Source organism: uncultured Marivita sp. (assembly GCF_947488135.1).
Lineage (GTDB): Bacteria > Pseudomonadota > Alphaproteobacteria > Rhodobacterales > Rhodobacteraceae > Marivita.
Window position 1 is genome coordinate 1 of sequence record NZ_CANKYW010000003.1, and the last position, 15114, is coordinate 15114.

27 protein-coding genes and 1 pseudogene are annotated in these 15114 nt (G+C 59.3%); 25 read left to right on the top strand and 3 right to left on the bottom strand.

The window, feature by feature from the left end; all coding sequences use genetic code 11:
• The 5 genes and pseudogenes from tuf to Q1B16_RS10785 form a co-directional block, all read left to right on the top strand.
• Positions 1-315 (top strand): annotated as a pseudogene (gene tuf / locus Q1B16_RS10765) (elongation factor Tu); the annotation flags it as partial.
• Positions 316-432: 117 nt separating this feature from the next.
• Positions 433-741, top strand: coding sequence for a 30S ribosomal protein S10 (gene rpsJ, locus Q1B16_RS10770; protein WP_299787897.1), 309 nt, complete (start codon positions 433-435; stop codon positions 739-741).
• Between the two features lie 12 nt (positions 742-753).
• Complete coding sequence (gene rplC, locus Q1B16_RS10775) at positions 754-1596, top strand: 50S ribosomal protein L3 (protein WP_299787900.1); 843 nt, start codon at positions 754-756, stop codon at positions 1594-1596.
• Positions 1593-2210 carry a 50S ribosomal protein L4 gene (rplD, locus tag Q1B16_RS10780; RefSeq protein WP_299787903.1) on the top strand — a complete coding sequence of 206 codons (618 nt, stop codon included), beginning with the start codon at positions 1593-1595 and terminating at the stop codon, positions 2208-2210. The genes rplC and rplD overlap by 4 nt, the downstream gene beginning before the upstream one ends.
• The gene (locus Q1B16_RS10785) at positions 2207-2503 is read left to right on the top strand and encodes a 50S ribosomal protein L23 (protein WP_299787906.1); all 297 of its coding nucleotides are present in this window, start codon (positions 2207-2209) and stop codon (positions 2501-2503) included. The genes rplD and Q1B16_RS10785 overlap by 4 nt, the downstream gene beginning before the upstream one ends.
• Before the next feature lie 323 nt (positions 2504-2826).
• On the opposite strand, the gene Q1B16_RS10790 is transcribed toward Q1B16_RS10785, so the two are convergent.
• Positions 2827-3087, bottom strand: a complete 261-nt coding sequence (locus tag Q1B16_RS10790; protein WP_299787909.1) for a BrnA antitoxin family protein — start codon at positions 3085-3087, stop codon at positions 2827-2829.
• On the bottom strand, positions 3032-3349 hold the full coding sequence (locus Q1B16_RS10795; protein WP_299787912.1) for a BrnT family toxin: 318 nt from the start codon (positions 3347-3349) through the stop codon (positions 3032-3034). Before Q1B16_RS10795 ends, Q1B16_RS10790 begins: the two co-directional genes overlap by 56 nt.
• A gap of 297 nt (positions 3350-3646) precedes the next feature.
• On the opposite strand from Q1B16_RS10795, the gene rplB reads away from it, so the two are divergent.
• The 5 genes from rplB to rplP are packed head-to-tail and all read left to right on the top strand — an operon-like array spanning position 3647 to position 6284.
• Positions 3647-4489: a 50S ribosomal protein L2 gene (rplB, locus tag Q1B16_RS10800; RefSeq protein WP_299787915.1), complete on the top strand. Its 843-nt coding sequence runs from the start codon at positions 3647-3649 to the stop codon at positions 4487-4489.
• Between the two features lie 3 nt (positions 4490-4492).
• The gene (gene rpsS / locus Q1B16_RS10805) at positions 4493-4771 is read left to right on the top strand and encodes a 30S ribosomal protein S19 (RefSeq protein WP_048532936.1); all 279 of its coding nucleotides are present in this window, start codon (positions 4493-4495) and stop codon (positions 4769-4771) included.
• A 3-nt stretch (positions 4772-4774) separates the two neighbouring features.
• Positions 4775-5155: a 50S ribosomal protein L22 gene (gene rplV, locus Q1B16_RS10810; RefSeq protein WP_299787922.1), complete on the top strand. Its 381-nt coding sequence runs from the start codon at positions 4775-4777 to the stop codon at positions 5153-5155.
• Positions 5155-5868, top strand: coding sequence for a 30S ribosomal protein S3 (gene rpsC / locus Q1B16_RS10815; protein ID WP_299787925.1), 714 nt, complete (start codon positions 5155-5157; stop codon positions 5866-5868). The genes rplV and rpsC overlap by 1 nt, the downstream gene beginning before the upstream one ends.
• 2 nt (positions 5869-5870) lie before the next feature.
• Positions 5871-6284 (top strand): 50S ribosomal protein L16, encoded by a 414-nt coding sequence (gene rplP / locus Q1B16_RS10820; protein WP_292293569.1) that lies wholly within the window; start codon positions 5871-5873, stop codon positions 6282-6284.
• Positions 6285-6542: 258 nt separating this feature from the next.
• Here the strand turns inward: rplP and Q1B16_RS10825 are convergent, their stop codons facing one another.
• Positions 6543-7163 (bottom strand): 2OG-Fe(II) oxygenase family protein, encoded by a 621-nt coding sequence (locus tag Q1B16_RS10825; RefSeq protein WP_299787929.1) that lies wholly within the window; start codon positions 7161-7163, stop codon positions 6543-6545.
• Between the two features lie 183 nt (positions 7164-7346).
• On the opposite strand from Q1B16_RS10825, the gene rpmC reads away from it, so the two are divergent.
• The 15 genes from rpmC to rpsM all read left to right on the top strand — a co-directional run bounded on the left by rpmC (position 7347) and on the right by rpsM (position 15111).
• Positions 7347-7553: a 50S ribosomal protein L29 gene (gene rpmC / locus Q1B16_RS10830; RefSeq protein ID WP_299787932.1), complete on the top strand. Its 207-nt coding sequence runs from the start codon at positions 7347-7349 to the stop codon at positions 7551-7553.
• Between the two features lie 15 nt (positions 7554-7568).
• Entirely contained in the window at positions 7569-7799 is a 231-nt protein-coding gene (rpsQ, locus tag Q1B16_RS10835) for a 30S ribosomal protein S17 (RefSeq protein ID WP_299787935.1), read from the top strand.
• Between the two features lie 78 nt (positions 7800-7877).
• Positions 7878-8246: a 50S ribosomal protein L14 gene (gene rplN, locus Q1B16_RS10840; RefSeq protein ID WP_007427594.1), complete on the top strand. Its 369-nt coding sequence runs from the start codon at positions 7878-7880 to the stop codon at positions 8244-8246.
• Positions 8246-8557, top strand: coding sequence for a 50S ribosomal protein L24 (gene rplX, locus Q1B16_RS10845; protein ID WP_299787939.1), 312 nt, complete (start codon positions 8246-8248; stop codon positions 8555-8557). The genes rplN and rplX overlap by 1 nt, the downstream gene beginning before the upstream one ends.
• Positions 8550-9110, top strand: coding sequence for a 50S ribosomal protein L5 (gene rplE / locus Q1B16_RS10850; protein WP_299787942.1), 561 nt, complete (start codon positions 8550-8552; stop codon positions 9108-9110). Before rplX ends, rplE begins: the two co-directional genes overlap by 8 nt.
• Before the next feature lie 13 nt (positions 9111-9123).
• The gene (gene rpsN / locus Q1B16_RS10855; protein ID WP_299787946.1) at positions 9124-9429 is read left to right on the top strand and encodes a 30S ribosomal protein S14; all 306 of its coding nucleotides are present in this window, start codon (positions 9124-9126) and stop codon (positions 9427-9429) included.
• Positions 9430-9441: 12 nt separating this feature from the next.
• Positions 9442-9834 (top strand): 30S ribosomal protein S8, encoded by a 393-nt coding sequence (gene rpsH / locus Q1B16_RS10860; RefSeq protein WP_299787949.1) that lies wholly within the window; start codon positions 9442-9444, stop codon positions 9832-9834.
• 12 nt (positions 9835-9846) lie between these two features.
• On the top strand, positions 9847-10380 hold the full coding sequence (rplF, locus tag Q1B16_RS10865; protein ID WP_299787952.1) for a 50S ribosomal protein L6: 534 nt from the start codon (positions 9847-9849) through the stop codon (positions 10378-10380).
• Positions 10381-10392: 12 nt separating this feature from the next.
• Complete coding sequence (gene rplR / locus Q1B16_RS10870) at positions 10393-10746, top strand: 50S ribosomal protein L18 (protein WP_299787955.1); 354 nt, start codon at positions 10393-10395, stop codon at positions 10744-10746.
• Between the two features lie 170 nt (positions 10747-10916).
• Positions 10917-11501, top strand: coding sequence for a 30S ribosomal protein S5 (gene rpsE, locus Q1B16_RS10875; protein ID WP_299787958.1), 585 nt, complete (start codon positions 10917-10919; stop codon positions 11499-11501).
• Between the two features lie 5 nt (positions 11502-11506).
• Complete coding sequence (gene rpmD / locus Q1B16_RS10880; RefSeq protein ID WP_299787961.1) at positions 11507-11695, top strand: 50S ribosomal protein L30; 189 nt, start codon at positions 11507-11509, stop codon at positions 11693-11695.
• Between the two features lie 223 nt (positions 11696-11918).
• Positions 11919-12392, top strand: coding sequence for a 50S ribosomal protein L15 (gene rplO, locus Q1B16_RS10885; protein ID WP_299787964.1), 474 nt, complete (start codon positions 11919-11921; stop codon positions 12390-12392).
• A 104-nt stretch (positions 12393-12496) separates the two neighbouring features.
• The gene (secY, locus tag Q1B16_RS10890) at positions 12497-13861 is read left to right on the top strand and encodes a preprotein translocase subunit SecY (protein WP_299787967.1); all 1365 of its coding nucleotides are present in this window, start codon (positions 12497-12499) and stop codon (positions 13859-13861) included.
• The gene (locus Q1B16_RS10895; RefSeq protein WP_299787970.1) at positions 13858-14502 is read left to right on the top strand and encodes an adenylate kinase; all 645 of its coding nucleotides are present in this window, start codon (positions 13858-13860) and stop codon (positions 14500-14502) included. Before secY ends, Q1B16_RS10895 begins: the two co-directional genes overlap by 4 nt.
• A 240-nt stretch (positions 14503-14742) precedes the next feature.
• Positions 14743-15111 (top strand): 30S ribosomal protein S13, encoded by a 369-nt coding sequence (gene rpsM, locus Q1B16_RS10900; RefSeq protein WP_299787973.1) that lies wholly within the window; start codon positions 14743-14745, stop codon positions 15109-15111.
• Positions 15112-15114: the final 3 nt, after the last annotated feature.

The window sequence follows — 15114 nt, forward strand, 5'->3', positions numbered from 1 at the left end:
CAGGTTCTCTGCAAGCCGGGTTCGGTGACACCGCACACCAAGTTCGAAGCCGAGGTCTACATCCTGACCAAGGAAGAAGGCGGCCGTCACACCCCGTTCTTCGCGAACTACCGTCCGCAGTTCTACTTCCGCACGACGGACGTGACCGGCACCGTGACGCTGCCCGAAGGCACCGAGATGGTGATGCCGGGTGACAACCTGAAGTTCGACGTGGAACTGATCGCGCCGATCGCCATGGAAGACGGCCTCCGCTTCGCCATCCGCGAAGGCGGCCGCACCGTCGGCTCCGGCGTCGTCTCCAAAATCGTCGCGTAAGCGGTCGTATTCAAATTGCGCGGGACGGTGTCATGCCGTCCCGTATCCGGTTCGAAGAAGGGGCAGGGTGGTCTTGCTTCGTCCTCTCAACCGCAACGCCAATAAAGGCTAAGACCAATGCAAAGCCAAAACATTCGCATTCGGCTCAAGGCGTTTGATTACCGTGTGCTCGATGCGTCGACACAGGAAATCGTGAACACCGCAAAGCGGACGGGCGCCACAGTGCGCGGCCCGATCCCGCTGCCGAACAAGATTGAGAAATTCACCGTTCTGCGGAGCCCGCACGTCAACAAGAAGTCGCGTGACCAGTGGGAAATTCGGACTCACAAGCGTCTGCTCGACATCGTTGATCCGACACCGCAAACCGTTGATGCGCTGATGAAGCTCGACCTCGCCGCTGGCGTGGATGTCGAGATCAAGGTTTAAGGAGGGTATCCCATGATGCGCTCTGGTATCATCGCGAAAAAAGTCGGCATGACCCGGCTTTTCATGGAAGACGGAAAGCAGATTCCCGTGACCGTCCTCCAACTCGACAATCTTCAGGTCGTCGCTCAGCGTACGCCTGACCAGCACGGCTACTCGGCAGTTCAGCTGGGCACCGGTTCGATCAAGGCAAAGCGCGTATCCAAGGCGATGCGCGGTCACTTTGCTGCGGCGAACGTGGAGCCCAAGCGGAAGGTCGCGGAATTCCGCGTCGCGCCCGAGAACCTGATCAATGTGGGTGAAGAGATCACCGCTGACCACTACTTTGAAGGTCAGTATGTGGATGTCTCCGGCACCTCGATCGGTAAGGGTTTTGCCGGTGCCATGAAGCGTCACAACTTCGGTGGTCTGCGCGCGTCGCACGGTGTGTCGATCTCGCACCGCTCGCACGGCTCCACCGGTCAGTGTCAGGATCCGGGCAAGGTCTTCAAAGGCAAGAAAATGGCCGGTCACATGGGCGCTGTCAAAGTGACGACCCAGAACCTCCAGGTTGTGAAGACCGACGCAGAGCGTGGGATCATCATGATCAAGGGCGCCGTTCCCGGCTCCAAGGGTGGTTGGGTGACAGTCAAGGACGCCATGAAGAAGCCGACGCCTGACAACATTATCCTGCCCGCCGCTCTGCGGTCGGCTGCTGATGAAGCCAAGCGTCTGGCCGAAGAAGCCGCCGCACAGGCCGCAGCAGAGGAAGCCGCCGCAGCAGAAGCCGCAGCAGCAGAGCAGGCCGCAGCAGAGGAAGCCGCTTTGAAGGAAGCCGAGGCTGAAATCGAAGCTGAGAAGAAGGAAGGCGACGAATGAAACTCGACGTGATCAAACTGGACGGCGGCAAAGCCGGGTCGGTCGAGCTGACGGACGAGATCTTCGATCTCGAGCCGCGCGCCGACATCCTGCACCGTGTGGTCCGCTGGCAGCGCAACAAGGCGCAGCAGGGCACCCACAAGGTGAAAACCCGGTCCGAAGTCAGCTACTCGACCAAGAAGATCTATCGCCAGAAGGGCACCGGTGGCGCACGTCACGGCTCCCGCAAGGCACCGATCTTCCGCAAGGGTGGCATCTACAAGGGACCGACCCCGCGCAGCCACGCGCATGACCTTCCCAAGAAGGTGCGCAAGCTGGGCCTGATGCACGCTCTGTCCGCCAAGGTCAAAGACGGCTCGCTTGTCATCATCGAGAACATCGAGTCCGATGGCAAAACGTCCCAACTGGCCAAGCAGGTCCGTGACCTGGGCTGGAAGCGTGCGCTAATCATCGACGGGGCCGAGGTGAACGAAAACTTCGCCCGCGCCGCAGCCAACATCGATGGCCTCGATGTTCTGCCGTCGATGGGGGCAAACGTCTATGACATCCTCAAGCGTGACACGCTCGTGCTCACGAAGGCGGGTGTCGAAGCACTGGAGGCTCGTCTGAAATGAGCGCAAAAGCAGAACATTACGATGTGATCCGCAAGCCGATCATCACCGAAAAGACCACCATGGCGTCCGAAAACGGCGCGGTTGTCTTCGAAGTGGCGATCGACGCCAACAAGCCGCAGATCAAAGAGGCCGTCGAGGCTCTGTTTGGTGTGTCGGTCAAGGCAGTCAACACGACGATCACCAAGGGCAAGACCAAGCGCTTCCGCGGCACAATGGGCCGTCGGAAAGACGTGAAGAAAGCCTACGTGACACTTGCCGAAGGCAACACGATCGACGTGACCACGGGTCTTTGATCGCTTCGGGCTTCGGTCCGGGTTGTGAGAATGAGAAAGCCCCTCGCCAGTGATGGCGGGGGGCTTTTTTATAGTTGACTACTGACGGGTGAACTATTTCGCCCGAACAGCGGCGAAGCCGCCGGGCCATCGCCAGACCGCCCGGACGGGCTGGCGGGTTGGTGGCGCCGGTGCCCCGTTCAAAGGTTCTTAGGATTTGGCAGATATAAAGCGCCGTAGAACGATCATTGGATCGCCATCTCGCGGTCTGGCGATGGCCCGGATTGCGCGTGGTGCGTGTGAACACGCACTCTAAGGTGTGAAGGTAATGGAAATTGTAAGTGTCAAGCTTTGTGGGCGTCGGCGTAGGCTTTGAGGACTGCGGCCATGCGTTTGGTATACCCTTTGGGGTCTTCGCTTTTGAAAAACGCGATCACGTCTTCGGGGAGGCGCAGGCTGACGACGGGTTTGGTGCGGGGTGGGATGACCTGGGCGTTTTCCCAGAAGTCAGAACCGAGTTCGGAGATGTCGGAAAAGTCGATCTCGGCGTCAGGGCGCTTGGCGATCTCTTCCGCCGTCAGGGGTGTCTTGTAACGCTTGGACATAGCGCGCGCGTTCCTGTGTATTGGCCTGCCGGGCGGAAATGATCCGACAGGTGCGATTTCGATCCGTGTGAACGACGACCAGCACCGCAATGCGCTTGACGCAGCCAATGCTCAGAACCCGAACTTCGCCATAGTCCACACGGGTGTCCAGTGCATCAACTGTGAAGCCATCGAAAATCTCAATCGCCAGTTCAAAGCTGATCCCATGCTTGGCGATGTTGGACCGGTTCTTGGTGTTGTCCCACTCAAATTTCTGCGTCATTTGTATTACATTTTGTTTTACATTGCAACTTCTGCTTGCATGTTAAGTCTTCGCTATTTCTGGTTAAGCGGTGATTAGTGCGGACATTGCCGAACACCCTGAAGGCACGAGGTATCGGAGCGCTTGACGTCGTGGCCCACACCTCCTAGTAAGCCCCAACCGCGCAGCCCCGGATTCGTCCGGGGCTTCGTTGTTGCGTTAACCGGGGACCTTCGGGGCCCTATACCAACGGCGGATACGTCCGCCCAAACATAGCGGGTCAAACAAGACCTGCACTGCTAACGGAAGACAGAAAGCATGGCACTCAAGTCGTATAAGCCGACGACGCCGGGCCAGCGCGGGCTGGTGCTGATCGACCGTTCGGAGCTGTGGAAAGGCCGTCCGGTCAAATCCCTCACAGAGGGTTTGACCAAATCGGGTGGCCGGAACAACACCGGACGTATCACATCCCGTCGTCGCGGTGGTGGGGCGAAACGCCTTTACCGTATCGTTGATTTTAAGCGGAACAAGTTTGACGTGAGCGCGACCGTCGCGCGCATCGAATATGACCCCAACCGCACCGCCTTTATCGCCCTTGTCCAGTACGACGATGGTGAGCAGGCCTATATCCTCGCACCTCAGCGCCTTGGCATCGGTGACCGCGTCGTCGCCTCGCAAAAGGCCGACGTGAAGCCGGGCAACGCGATGCCGTTCTCGGGTATGCCCATCGGCACGATCGTTCACAACATCGAGCTGAAGCCTGGAAAGGGTGGTCAGATCGCGCGTGCAGCCGGCACCTACGCTCAGTTCGTGGGCCGTGACGGCGGTTACGCTCAGATCCGTCTGAGCTCGGGCGAGCTTCGCCTGGTCCGTCAGGAATGCATGGCCACCGTGGGTGCCGTGTCGAACCCGGACAACTCGAACCAGAACTTCGGTAAAGCGGGCCGCATGCGCCACAAGGGCATCCGTCCGAGCGTGCGTGGTGTCGTCATGAACCCGATCGACCACCCGCACGGTGGTGGTGAAGGCCGGACCTCTGGTGGTCGTCACCCGGTGACGCCGTGGGGCAAGCCGACGAAGGGTAAGAAGACCCGCAACAGGAACAAGGCGTCGCAGAAGCTGATCATCCGCTCGCGTCACGCCAAGAAGAAGGGGCGGTAAACCATGTCGCGCTCTGTATGGAAAGGCCCGTTCGTCGATGCCTATGTCTTGAAAAAGGCAGAAGCGTCGCGTGAATCCGGCCGCAACGAAGTCATCAAGATCTGGTCGCGCCGCTCGACGATCCTGCCCCAATTCGTGGGTCTGACGTTTGGCGTCTACAACGGCCAGAAGCATATCCCAGTCAACGTCAGCGAAGACATGATCGGTCAGAAGTTCGGTGAATACTCCCCGACACGGACCTATTACGGTCACGCGGCTGACAAAAAAGCGAAGCGGAAGTAAGTCATGGGCAAGGAAAAGAACCCCCGCCGCGTGGCTGACAACGAAGCCATGGCGAAGCTGCGGATGCTGCGCACCAGCCCGCAGAAACTGAACCTCGTCGCCGGTCTCATCCGCGGCAAGAAAGTGGACAAGGCGCTGAACGATCTGACCTTCTCGAAGAAGCGGATCGCCGGCGACGTGAAGAAATGCCTTCAGTCCGCGATTGCAAACGCCGAGAACAACCACGGGCTCGACGTCGACGAACTGGTCGTTGCCGAAGCCTATGTTGGAAAGAACCTCGTGATGAAGCGTGGCCGTCCGCGGGCGCGTGGCCGGTTCGGCAAGATCATGAAGCCGTTTTCGGAGATCACCATCAAGGTGCGTCAAGTTGAGGAGCAGGCCTAATGGGTAACAAAACCAATCCGATCGGCATGCGTCTTCAGGTCAACCGCACCTGGGACAGCCGCTGGTACGCAGACAGCAAGGATTACGGCAATCTTCTGCTCGAAGATATCGCGATGCGCGAATTCATCGAGAAAGAGTGCAAGCAGGCCGGTGTCGCGCGTGTCATCATCGAGCGCCCGCACAAGAAGTGCCGCGTCACCATTCACACCGCACGCCCGGGCGTCATCATCGGCAAGAAAGGCGCGGACATCGAGACGCTCCGCAAGAAGCTGGCCGCGATGACCGACTCCGAGCTGCACCTCAACATCGTTGAAGTGCGCAAGCCGGAACTAGACGCGCAGCTGGTTGGCGAAAGCATCGCGCAGCAGCTCGAGCGTCGTGTGTCCTTCCGTCGTGCCATGAAGCGCGCCGTGCAGAACGCAATGCGCATGGGTGCCCTCGGCATCCGCGTGAACGTTGCGGGTCGTCTTGGCGGTGCCGAGATTGCACGGACAGAATGGTACCGCGAAGGCCGTGTGCCGCTGCACACGCTGCGCGCCGACATCGACTATGCCAATGTCGAGGCGGAAACGCCCTACGGCATCATCGGCATCAAGGTCTGGATCTTCAAAGGCGAGATCATGGAACATGATCCGTCTGCGCGTGATCGTAAGGCACAGGAACTGCAAGACGGTCCCGCACCGCGTGGTGCTGGCGGCGGTCGGAGGAACTAATCATGCTTCAACCAAAGCGTACAAAATTCCGTAAGATGTTCAAAGGTCGGATCAAGGGCGAAGCCAAGGGCGGCTCCGATCTGAACTTTGGCACCTTCGGCCTCAAGGCGCTTCAGCCTGAGCGTGTGACTGCACGTCAGATCGAAGCCGCCCGTCGTGCCATGACGCGTCACATGAAGCGTCAGGGCCGCGTCTGGATCCGCATTTTCCCGGATACGCCCGTGACCTCCAAGCCGACCGAAGTGCGGATGGGTAAAGGTAAGGGCTCCGTGGATTTCTGGGCCGCCAAGGTCAAGCCGGGCCGCGTGATGTTCGAAATCGATGGTGTCGGTGAGGACATCGCCCGCGAGGCGCTGCGTCTGGCCGCGATGAAGCTGCCGATCAAGACCCGCGTCGTGGTCCGCGAGGACTGGTAAGCGGTTCGGTGCGTGAGATCACGCACCCTACGAGATTGGAAACCCCTGGTGCGAAAGCGCCAGGGGTTTTTTGCCTAGTCCCGCCAGGTATCAGCGAGAGGTCCGACCATAATGTCCTTCAGCGGATGGCCGTGTTTCTTGTGCCATTCCGATCGCGCTTTGAAGGCCTCGGCATTTTCCGCCAACCAAGCCCTACGCTCGCCGTTCTGGGATAGTGTTTGCTTGTCTGACTTGATTGGCCGGTCTTCCGACATGGTGTCACTCCCATCGATAGTTGAAACTCACCGACACGCGCTCGTCCTCGGACTGGTTCATAACCACCTCGTGCCGCAACCAGCTTTCCCAGAGCAGCACATCGCCGACCGATGGCTTTACATAGATAAACGACCGCATCTCTTCGCGCGCGTCTTTTCGGCGGGGTGGGGCGGCCATCATCATGGCGTGGCGCGGATCTTCCAGCTTCAACGCGGACGCACCTTCGGGCATTGAGACATAGGTCGTGCCCGAGATCACCGAATGCGGATGGATGTGGGCGGCGTGGAAGCCGCCTTCGGGCAATATGTTTATCCAGAGGTCTTCCAGAACCAGCTTGCGCCCGTCCAGATCGAACTCCAGATCCTCGGCGAAGGCCGCCACATGCGCGTCGAGCGATTTGACCAGATCGGCGAAAATCGGGAAACGCCAAGGTAGGTCGCTCAGGGACGCGTAAGAGGTATAGCCCGGATAGGCGTTGTCCTCGCACCACTGCTGACCGGCCTCGTCATCTTCGGCGATGGCAAAACAGGAGGATTCCATTTCTTGCGGATCAATCGCCGGTCCGTGTTCGGACAAGGGCGCGCGGTAGAGGCGGGTTACGAAGAGGGAAGATATTGTGCTCATTCCTCCCTCATAATATGCGTTTCCGGCATTGGCGAGAGGTCAAGGCCGAAGCTTGAATACAAAGGGGTTGCGCGACGCGGACATCCCGCCTATACGCGCCACTTCATCCACCTCCACCGGGAATCGGGGTGACCCACATCAACGATGGGGCCCGCCGGTGATGTTGATAGAAAGGAATGGCGCATGAACGCCAAGGAACTGCATGACAAGACACCGGATCAGCTCCGGGATGAGCTTGTTTCGCTGAAGAAAGAGGCCTTCAACCTCCGCTTTCAGCAGGCCACAAGCCAGCTTGAGAACACCGCGCGCATCCGTCAGGTGCGCCGCAACGTGGCACGCATCAACACCGTGCTGAACCAAAAGGCGGCTGCGGCTGCCAGCGACGCGTAAGAGGGAGCCAGACAGATGCCCAAACGTATTCTTTCCGGCACCGTTACATCGACAGCAAACGCACAGACCGTGACCGTTTCCGTCGAGCGCCGCTTCAAGCACCCGGTTCTTCAAAAGACGATCCGGAAGTCCAAGAAATATCGCGCCCATGATGAGGCCGAGAAATTCGCAGTTGGGGACGTTGTCCGCATTCAGGAGTGCGCCCCCAAGTCGAAGACCAAACGTTGGGAGGTTATCGCTGAGTAAGCGATAGCCTTTCGGCATTTACGAAACCCCCGGGCCAATGCCTCGCTCTGAGCGGTCCGGGACGTCGGGAGACAGATTATGATCCAGATGCAGACCAATCTGGATGTTGCTGACAACAGCGGCGCACGCCGTGTTCAGTGCATCAAGGTTCTGGGTGGGTCCAAGCGGAAATACGCGTCGGTGGGTGACATCATCGTTGTATCCGTGAAGGAAGCCATCCCGCGCGGTCGCGTGAAAAAAGGGGACGTCCGCAAGGCCGTCGTCGTGCGCACCGCCAAGGAAGTCCGTCGCGAAGACGGCACAGCCATCCGTTTTGACCGCAACGCCGCCGTGATCCTGAACAACGCAGGTGAGCCGGTCGGTACGCGTATCTTTGGACCGGTTGTGCGCGAGCTCCGTGCCAAGAACTTCATGAAAATCATCTCGCTTGCTCCGGAGGTGCTGTAATGGCTGCCAAACTCCGCAAAGGTGACAAGGTGGTCGTGCTTGCCGGTAAAGACAAAGGCAAGTCGGGCACCATCTCGTCCGTCGATCCCAAGGCCGGCAAGGCCGTGGTCGATGGTGTGAACATGGCCATCCGCCACGTGCGCCAGTCCCAGACGACCCAGGGCGGCCGTACACCCAAGGCGATGCCGATCGATCTGTCGAACCTGGCGATCGTCGACAAGAACGGCAAACCGACCCGCGTTGGCTTCAAGATCGAAGGCGACAAGAAGGTGCGTTTTGCGAAAACCACGGGGGACGTGATCGATGCTTGATACAGCAACCTACACCCCGCGTCTTCGGACCGTCTTCCGCGACCAGATCAAGGCCGCGATGAAGGAAGAGTTCGGCTATTCGAACGACATGATGATTCCGCGCCTCGACAAGATCGTGCTGAACATCGGCTGCGGTGCCGAAGCTGTCCGTGACAGCAAGAAAGCGAAATCCGCTGTTGAAGATCTGACGAAGATCGCTGGTCAGCAGGCCGTGACCACCAAGGCAAAGAAATCCATCGCGGGCTTCCGCGTTCGCGAAGAAATGCCGCTTGGTGCCAAGGTGACCCTGCGTGGCGACCGGATGTATGACTTCCTCGATCGTCTGATCACCATCGCGATGCCCCGGATCCGGGACTTCCGCGGCGTGAAGCCGTCCTTTGATGGTCGTGGCAACTTCGCCATGGGCATGAAAGAGCACATCGTGTTCCCCGAAATCGACTTCGACAAGGTCGACGAGGTTTGGGGCATGGATATCATCATCACGACGACCGCGAAGACCGACGCGGAAGCCAAGGCGCTGTTGAAGCACTTCAACATGCCGTTCAACGCCTGAGGGGACCGATACCATGGCGAAGAAAGCAATGATTGAACGCGAAAAGAAGCGTCAGAAGCTGGTGGAAAAGTACGCCGCCAAGCGGGCTGAGCTCAAGGAAATCGCGAACGACGAAGGCAAGCCGATGGAAGAGCGCTTCAAGGCGCGCCTCAAGCTTGCAAAACTGCCGCGGAACAGCGCGCCCTCGCGCCTGCACAACCGTTGCCAGCTCACCGGGCGTCCGCACGCCTATTACCGTAAACTCAAGGTCAGCCGGATCATGCTTCGTGAACTTGCCAGCAATGGACAAGCCCCCGGTATGGTCAAGTCGAGCTGGTAAGGAGGGCATAGAATGAACGATCCTATCGGCGATATGCTCACCCGTATCCGCAACGCACAGATGCGCGGCAAGTCCACAACCATGACACCGGCGTCCAAGCTGCGTGGCCGCGTTCTCGCGGTGATGGCGGACGAAGGCTACATCCGCGGTTTCGAAGAAACCAAGGACAAGAATGGCCACCCCGCGTATGAAATCAGCCTCAAGTACTACGATGGCACCCCGGTGATCCGCGAACTCAAGCGCGTGTCCAAGCCGGGCCGTCGTGTGTACCTGGGTGTGGACGACATCCCGCAGGTCCGTCAGGGCCTGGGTGTGTCGATCGTGTCCACGTCCAAAGGCGTCATGACCGATGCAAGTGCCCGCAGCCACAATGTTGGCGGCGAAGTACTTTGCACGCTCTTCTAAGGAGGTCTGGTAATGTCTCGCATTGGAAAACAGCCGGTCGAGCTGCCCTCGGGTGTCTCTGCATCCGTGTCTGGCCAGACCGTCGAAGTGAAGGGGCCGAAAGGCACCCAGAGCTTTCATGCGACCGATGATGTCACCATCGCGGTCGAAGACAACGTCATCACCGTCACGCCGCGCGGCAAATCCAAGCGCGCGCGTCAGCAATGGGGCATGTCCCGCACTGTTGTGGCGAACCTAGTTCACGGCGTGACCAACACCTTCAAGAAAGAGCTTGAAATTCATGGTGTTGGTTATCGTGCGCAGCTTCAGGGCAACGTCCTGAAACTGAACCTCGGTCTGTCGCATGACGTTGATTTCCAAATTCCGGACGGTGTGACTGTGACCGTGCCCAAGCAGACAGAGATCGTGATCGAAGGTCACGACGCTCAGCTTGTGGGTCAGGTGGCAGCCAACATTCGCGACTGGCGTCGGCCCGAGCCCTACAAGGGCAAAGGCATTCGCTATAAGGGCGAATTCATCTTCCGTAAGGAAGGCAAGAAGAAGTAAGGACGCAAGGACATGGCAAACAGTAAACGTGATCTGTTCCAAAAACGCCGCCTGCGCGTTCGGAACAAACTTCGCAAGGTCAATGCAGGGCGCGTGCGCCTGAGCGTTCACCGTTCGAACAAGAACATCAGCGTTCAGCTGATCGACGATGTGAACGGTGTGACACTGGCATCGGCTTCCACGATGGAAAAAGACCTTGGCGGCAAAAACGATGTCGCCTCGGCCACCAAGGTTGGCGCGGCGATTGCCGAGCGGGCCAAGAAGGCCGGGGTCGAAGAAGCCTATTTCGACCGTGGCGGCTTCCTGTTCCACGGTCGCGTCAAGGCACTCGCCGACGCAGCCCGCGAAGGCGGCTTGAAAATCTGATGGGGCGGCGCGTGCAAGCGCGCACCCTACCTTCATAAAACCGTGGGGTGCGTGATTTCACGCACCTTGCGCTTGCGGAAGGGCCAACCCCTTCCCGATGATCCGGGAGCGCCAAGAGCTCACCTGGATTGGACAACGGGCCAGAGGCCCACAACACAAAGGATGCCTACATGGCAGAACGTGATAACAATCGTCGGGGCAATCGCCGCGACCGTGAAGAGCAGGCGCCGGAATTCGCGGATCGCCTTGTCGCAATCAACCGGGTGTCCAAGACCGTCAAGGGTGGTAAGCGTTTCGGCTTCGCCGCGCTTGTCGTTGTGGGCGACCAGAAGGGCCGTGTCGGTTTTGGCAAAGGTAAGGCCAAGGAGGTCCCCGAGGCCATCCGCAAGGCGACCGAGCAAGCCAAGCGCAAGATGATCCGCGTGCCGCTGCGCGAAGGCCGTACGCTGCACCACGACATGGAAGGCCGTCATGGCGCCGGTAAGGTGGTCATGCGCACAGCACCGACCGGTACTGGTATCATCGCCGGTGGTCCGATGCGTGCCGTCTTCGAAATGCTGGGTGTGCAGGACGTCGTCGCCAAGTCGATCGGTTCGCAGAACCCGTACAACATGATCCGCGCCACGCTGGACGGCTTGTCCAAAGAGGCAAGCCCGCGCTCCGTCGCACAGCGTCGCGGCAAGAAAGTGGCCGACATCCTGCCCAAGCGTGAAGACACGCCGCAGGAAAGCGGCCAGGTTGCTGAGGAGGCCTGATCCAAATGGCAAAGACAATCATAGTCAAGCAGGTCGGTTCCCCGATCCGCCGCCCCGGTATCCAGCGTCAGACGCTGATCGGCCTGGGCCTGAACAAGATGCACAAGACCCGCGAGCTTGAGGACACACCCGCCATCCGTGGCATGGTCCGTAAAGTGTCTCACATGGTCGAGATCATCGAAGAGCGCGGCTAAGCCAGCGCCAGATACAGCGTAGAAAGCCCGCCGGAGAAATCTGGCGGGCTTTTTCGTTGGACGTCCTGTTTTGCGGGTCTTTGGGGCATGTGCCCCCTTGATCCACTTCGGCCAACCTTCTATACGCCCTCGGTGGACCACAGGGTCCGCGACTCATAATCAAGAAATGCCGTGTGCCGCTCTCGTTCGCTTCGGGGCGGAGGTCCGGCGAAGGAGAAGCGATATGAAACTGCATGAACTGCGCGACAATCCCGGCGCAACCAAACGTAAAAAGCGCGTCGGACGTGGCCCGGGTTCGGGCATGGGCAAGATGGGTGGCCGTGGTATCAAGGGCCAGAAATCCCGTTCGGGTGTGGCCATTGCCGGTTACGAAGGCGGCCAGATGCCGCTCTACCAGCGTCTTCCGAAGCGTGGCTTCAACAAGCCGAACCGCAAGGCGTTCGCCGTGGTCAATCTCGGCCTGATCCAGAAATTCGTCGACGCCGGCAAGCTCGACGCGAAGGGCACCATTGACGAGGACGCGCTGGTCGCTTCCGGTCTGGTGCGCCGCAAGCTGGACGGTATCCGCGTTCTGGCCAAGGGTGACATCACCGCGAAAGTGACGCTCAACGTCACCGGTGCATCGAAATCCGCGATCGAAGCGGTGGAGAAGGCTGGTGGGTCGCTGACGGTCACAACCGCGCAGGCCGCTGAATAAGAGGTTGTGAGCGGCGCACCTGCCGCTTACATACCCTCAAGAGCTTTCCAAACGCCGCCTGAGCCGGACCGCTCATGGCGGCGTTCATCATAAAAGAGACCCGCATGGTATCAGCAGCAGAACAAATGGCCGCGAACACAAGCTGGTCTGCGCTCGGTAAAGCCACCGATCTGCGCAACCGGATTTTCTTCACGCTCGGCCTTCTGATCGTTTACCGCATCGGCACGTTCATTCCGGTTCCCGGGATCGACGGTATCGCCTTGCGCGACTTCATGGAGCAAGCGAGCGTCGGCATCGGCGGCATGCTCAGCATGTTCACCGGCGGTGCTTTGGGCCGTATGGGGATCTTCGCCCTTGGCATCATGCCCTATATTTCGGCCTCAATCATTGTTCAGCTTCTGGCGTCGATGGTGCCATCGCTGGAACAGCTCAAGAAAGAGGGTGAGGCGGGGCGCAAGAAGATCGCGCAATACACCCGCTACGGCACGGTGCTGCTGGCCACGTTCCAGGCGTATGGGCTTGCCGTGAGCCTTGAGGCGGGCGATCTCGTCACCGATCCGGGCTGGTTCTTCCGTGCCTCCTGCGTCATCACGCTGGTTGGTGGTACGATGTTCCTGATGTGGCTGGGTGAGCAAATCACCGCACGCGGCGTCGGCAACGGTATCTCGCTCATCATCTTCGTCGGCATCATCGCCGAGGTTCCTGCCGCTCTGGCACAGTTCTTCGCGTCCGGTCGGTCCGGCGCCATCAGCCCTGCCGTGATCGTGGGGGTGATCCTCATGGTCATTGCGGTGATCATGTTCGTGGTCTTCATGGAGCGGGCGCTCCGAAAAATCACGATCCAGTATCCCCGCCGCCAGATGGGCATGAAGATCGCAGAGGCGCAGAACAGCCACCTGCCGGTCAAGGTCAACCCGTCGGGCGTGATCCCGGCGATCTTCGCCAGCTCGCTTTTGCTGCTGCCGACGACGATCAGCACCTTCAGCGGTCAGAATTCCGGCCCTGTAATGTCGACGATCCTCGCTTATTTCGGGCCGGGGCAGCCGCTTTACCTGTTGTTCTTCGGCGCAATGATCGTGTTCTTCGCCTACTTTTATACCTTCAACGTATCGTTCAAGGTGGAAGACGTGGCCGACAACCTTAAGAACCAGAACGGTTTTGTGCCGGGCATCCGTCCGGGCAAGAAGACGGCCGAGTATCTTGAATACGTGGTGAACCGCGTGTTGGTCCTGGGTTCGGCCTATCTGACGGCGGTCTGTCTGCTTCCGGAAATCCTGCGCGGCCAGTTCGCGATCCCGTTCTACTTCGGGGGCACCTCGGTGCTCATCGTGGTCTCGGTGACGATGGACACGATCCAACAGGTGCAAAGCCATCTGCTTGCGCATCAATACGAAGGTCTTATTCAAAAGTCGCAACTGCGCGGCAAGGGTAAGTCCAAAGGCAAAAGAAGGACGCCGGCGCGCCGATGAATATCATATTGTTGGGCCCGCCGGGTGCGGGCAAAGGCACACAGGCGCGGTTCCTTTGCGACGAGCGTGACATGATCCAACTGTCCACCGGCGACATGCTTCGCGAAGCCAAGGACAGCGGCACCGAGATGGGCAAGATCGTCGCCGACGTCATGGCCCGCGGTGAGTTGGTGACGGACGAGATCGTCATCGGCCTGATCCGTGAAAAGCTGAAGGGCGACAAGAAGGGGGGCTTCATCTTCGACGGGTTCCCCCGGACCCTGGCTCAGGCTGATGCTTTGGCAGAGCTTCTCGCCGAAGAAGGCGAAACCCTCGACGCCGTGATCGAAATGCAGGTCGACGACAACGCGCTGGTCGCCCGCATCACCGCGCGGTCAACCTGCGCCAATTGCGGTGAGGTCTACAACGACAACACTAAGCCGATCCCGGCGGACGGCAAATGCTCCAATTGCGGCGGCACCGAATTCAAGCGCCGTGCGGACGACAACGAGGAAAGCCTCAAGCAGCGTCTGATGGAGTACTACAAGAAAACCTCGCCACTGATCGGCTATTACTATGCCAAGGGGCAGTTGTCCTCGATCGACGGTCTGGGCGAGATGTCTGCCGTGAAAGCGGACATTTCCAAGGTGCTGGACGCCTGAATCCGGCAAAGGAGTCCGACAGGCCTTGTGAGTTTCCAATGAGGCCTGTCTGGCTCTTGACGCGACAGCCAAACGCTCCTATCTACCGCCATCTCTTAACGAGAATCATCGTCACAAAGCGGGTCGCTCCCCTTTGTGGATCACCTGATCAGCTGGGGGCCCCAAGGGTAAAACCGACGGGCCTTATGTTGTGAAAAAAGGGTCTGGCGTTACGGACCCGCAACGAAAAGGAAGACCTACGTGGCACGTATTGCTGGCGTGAACATTCCCACAGGGAAGCGTGTTCCAATCGCCCTCACCTATATCACCGGTATTGGCCATACCTCCGCAAAAGCGATCTGCGAGGCCGTCAATATCGATCCCGCCCGTCGTGTGAACGAACTGAGCGATGCCGAAGTGCTCGCCGTGCGTGAACATATCGACGCCAACTACACAGTCGAAGGTGACTTGCGTCGCGAAACGCAGATGAACATCAAGCGCCTGATGGACCTTGGTTGCTATCGCGGCTTGCGTCACCGCCGGAACCTGCCCGTACGCGGTCAGCGGACCCACACCAACGCTCGTACTCGCAAAGGCCCCGCAAAGGCCATTGCCGGTAAGAAGAAATAAGGG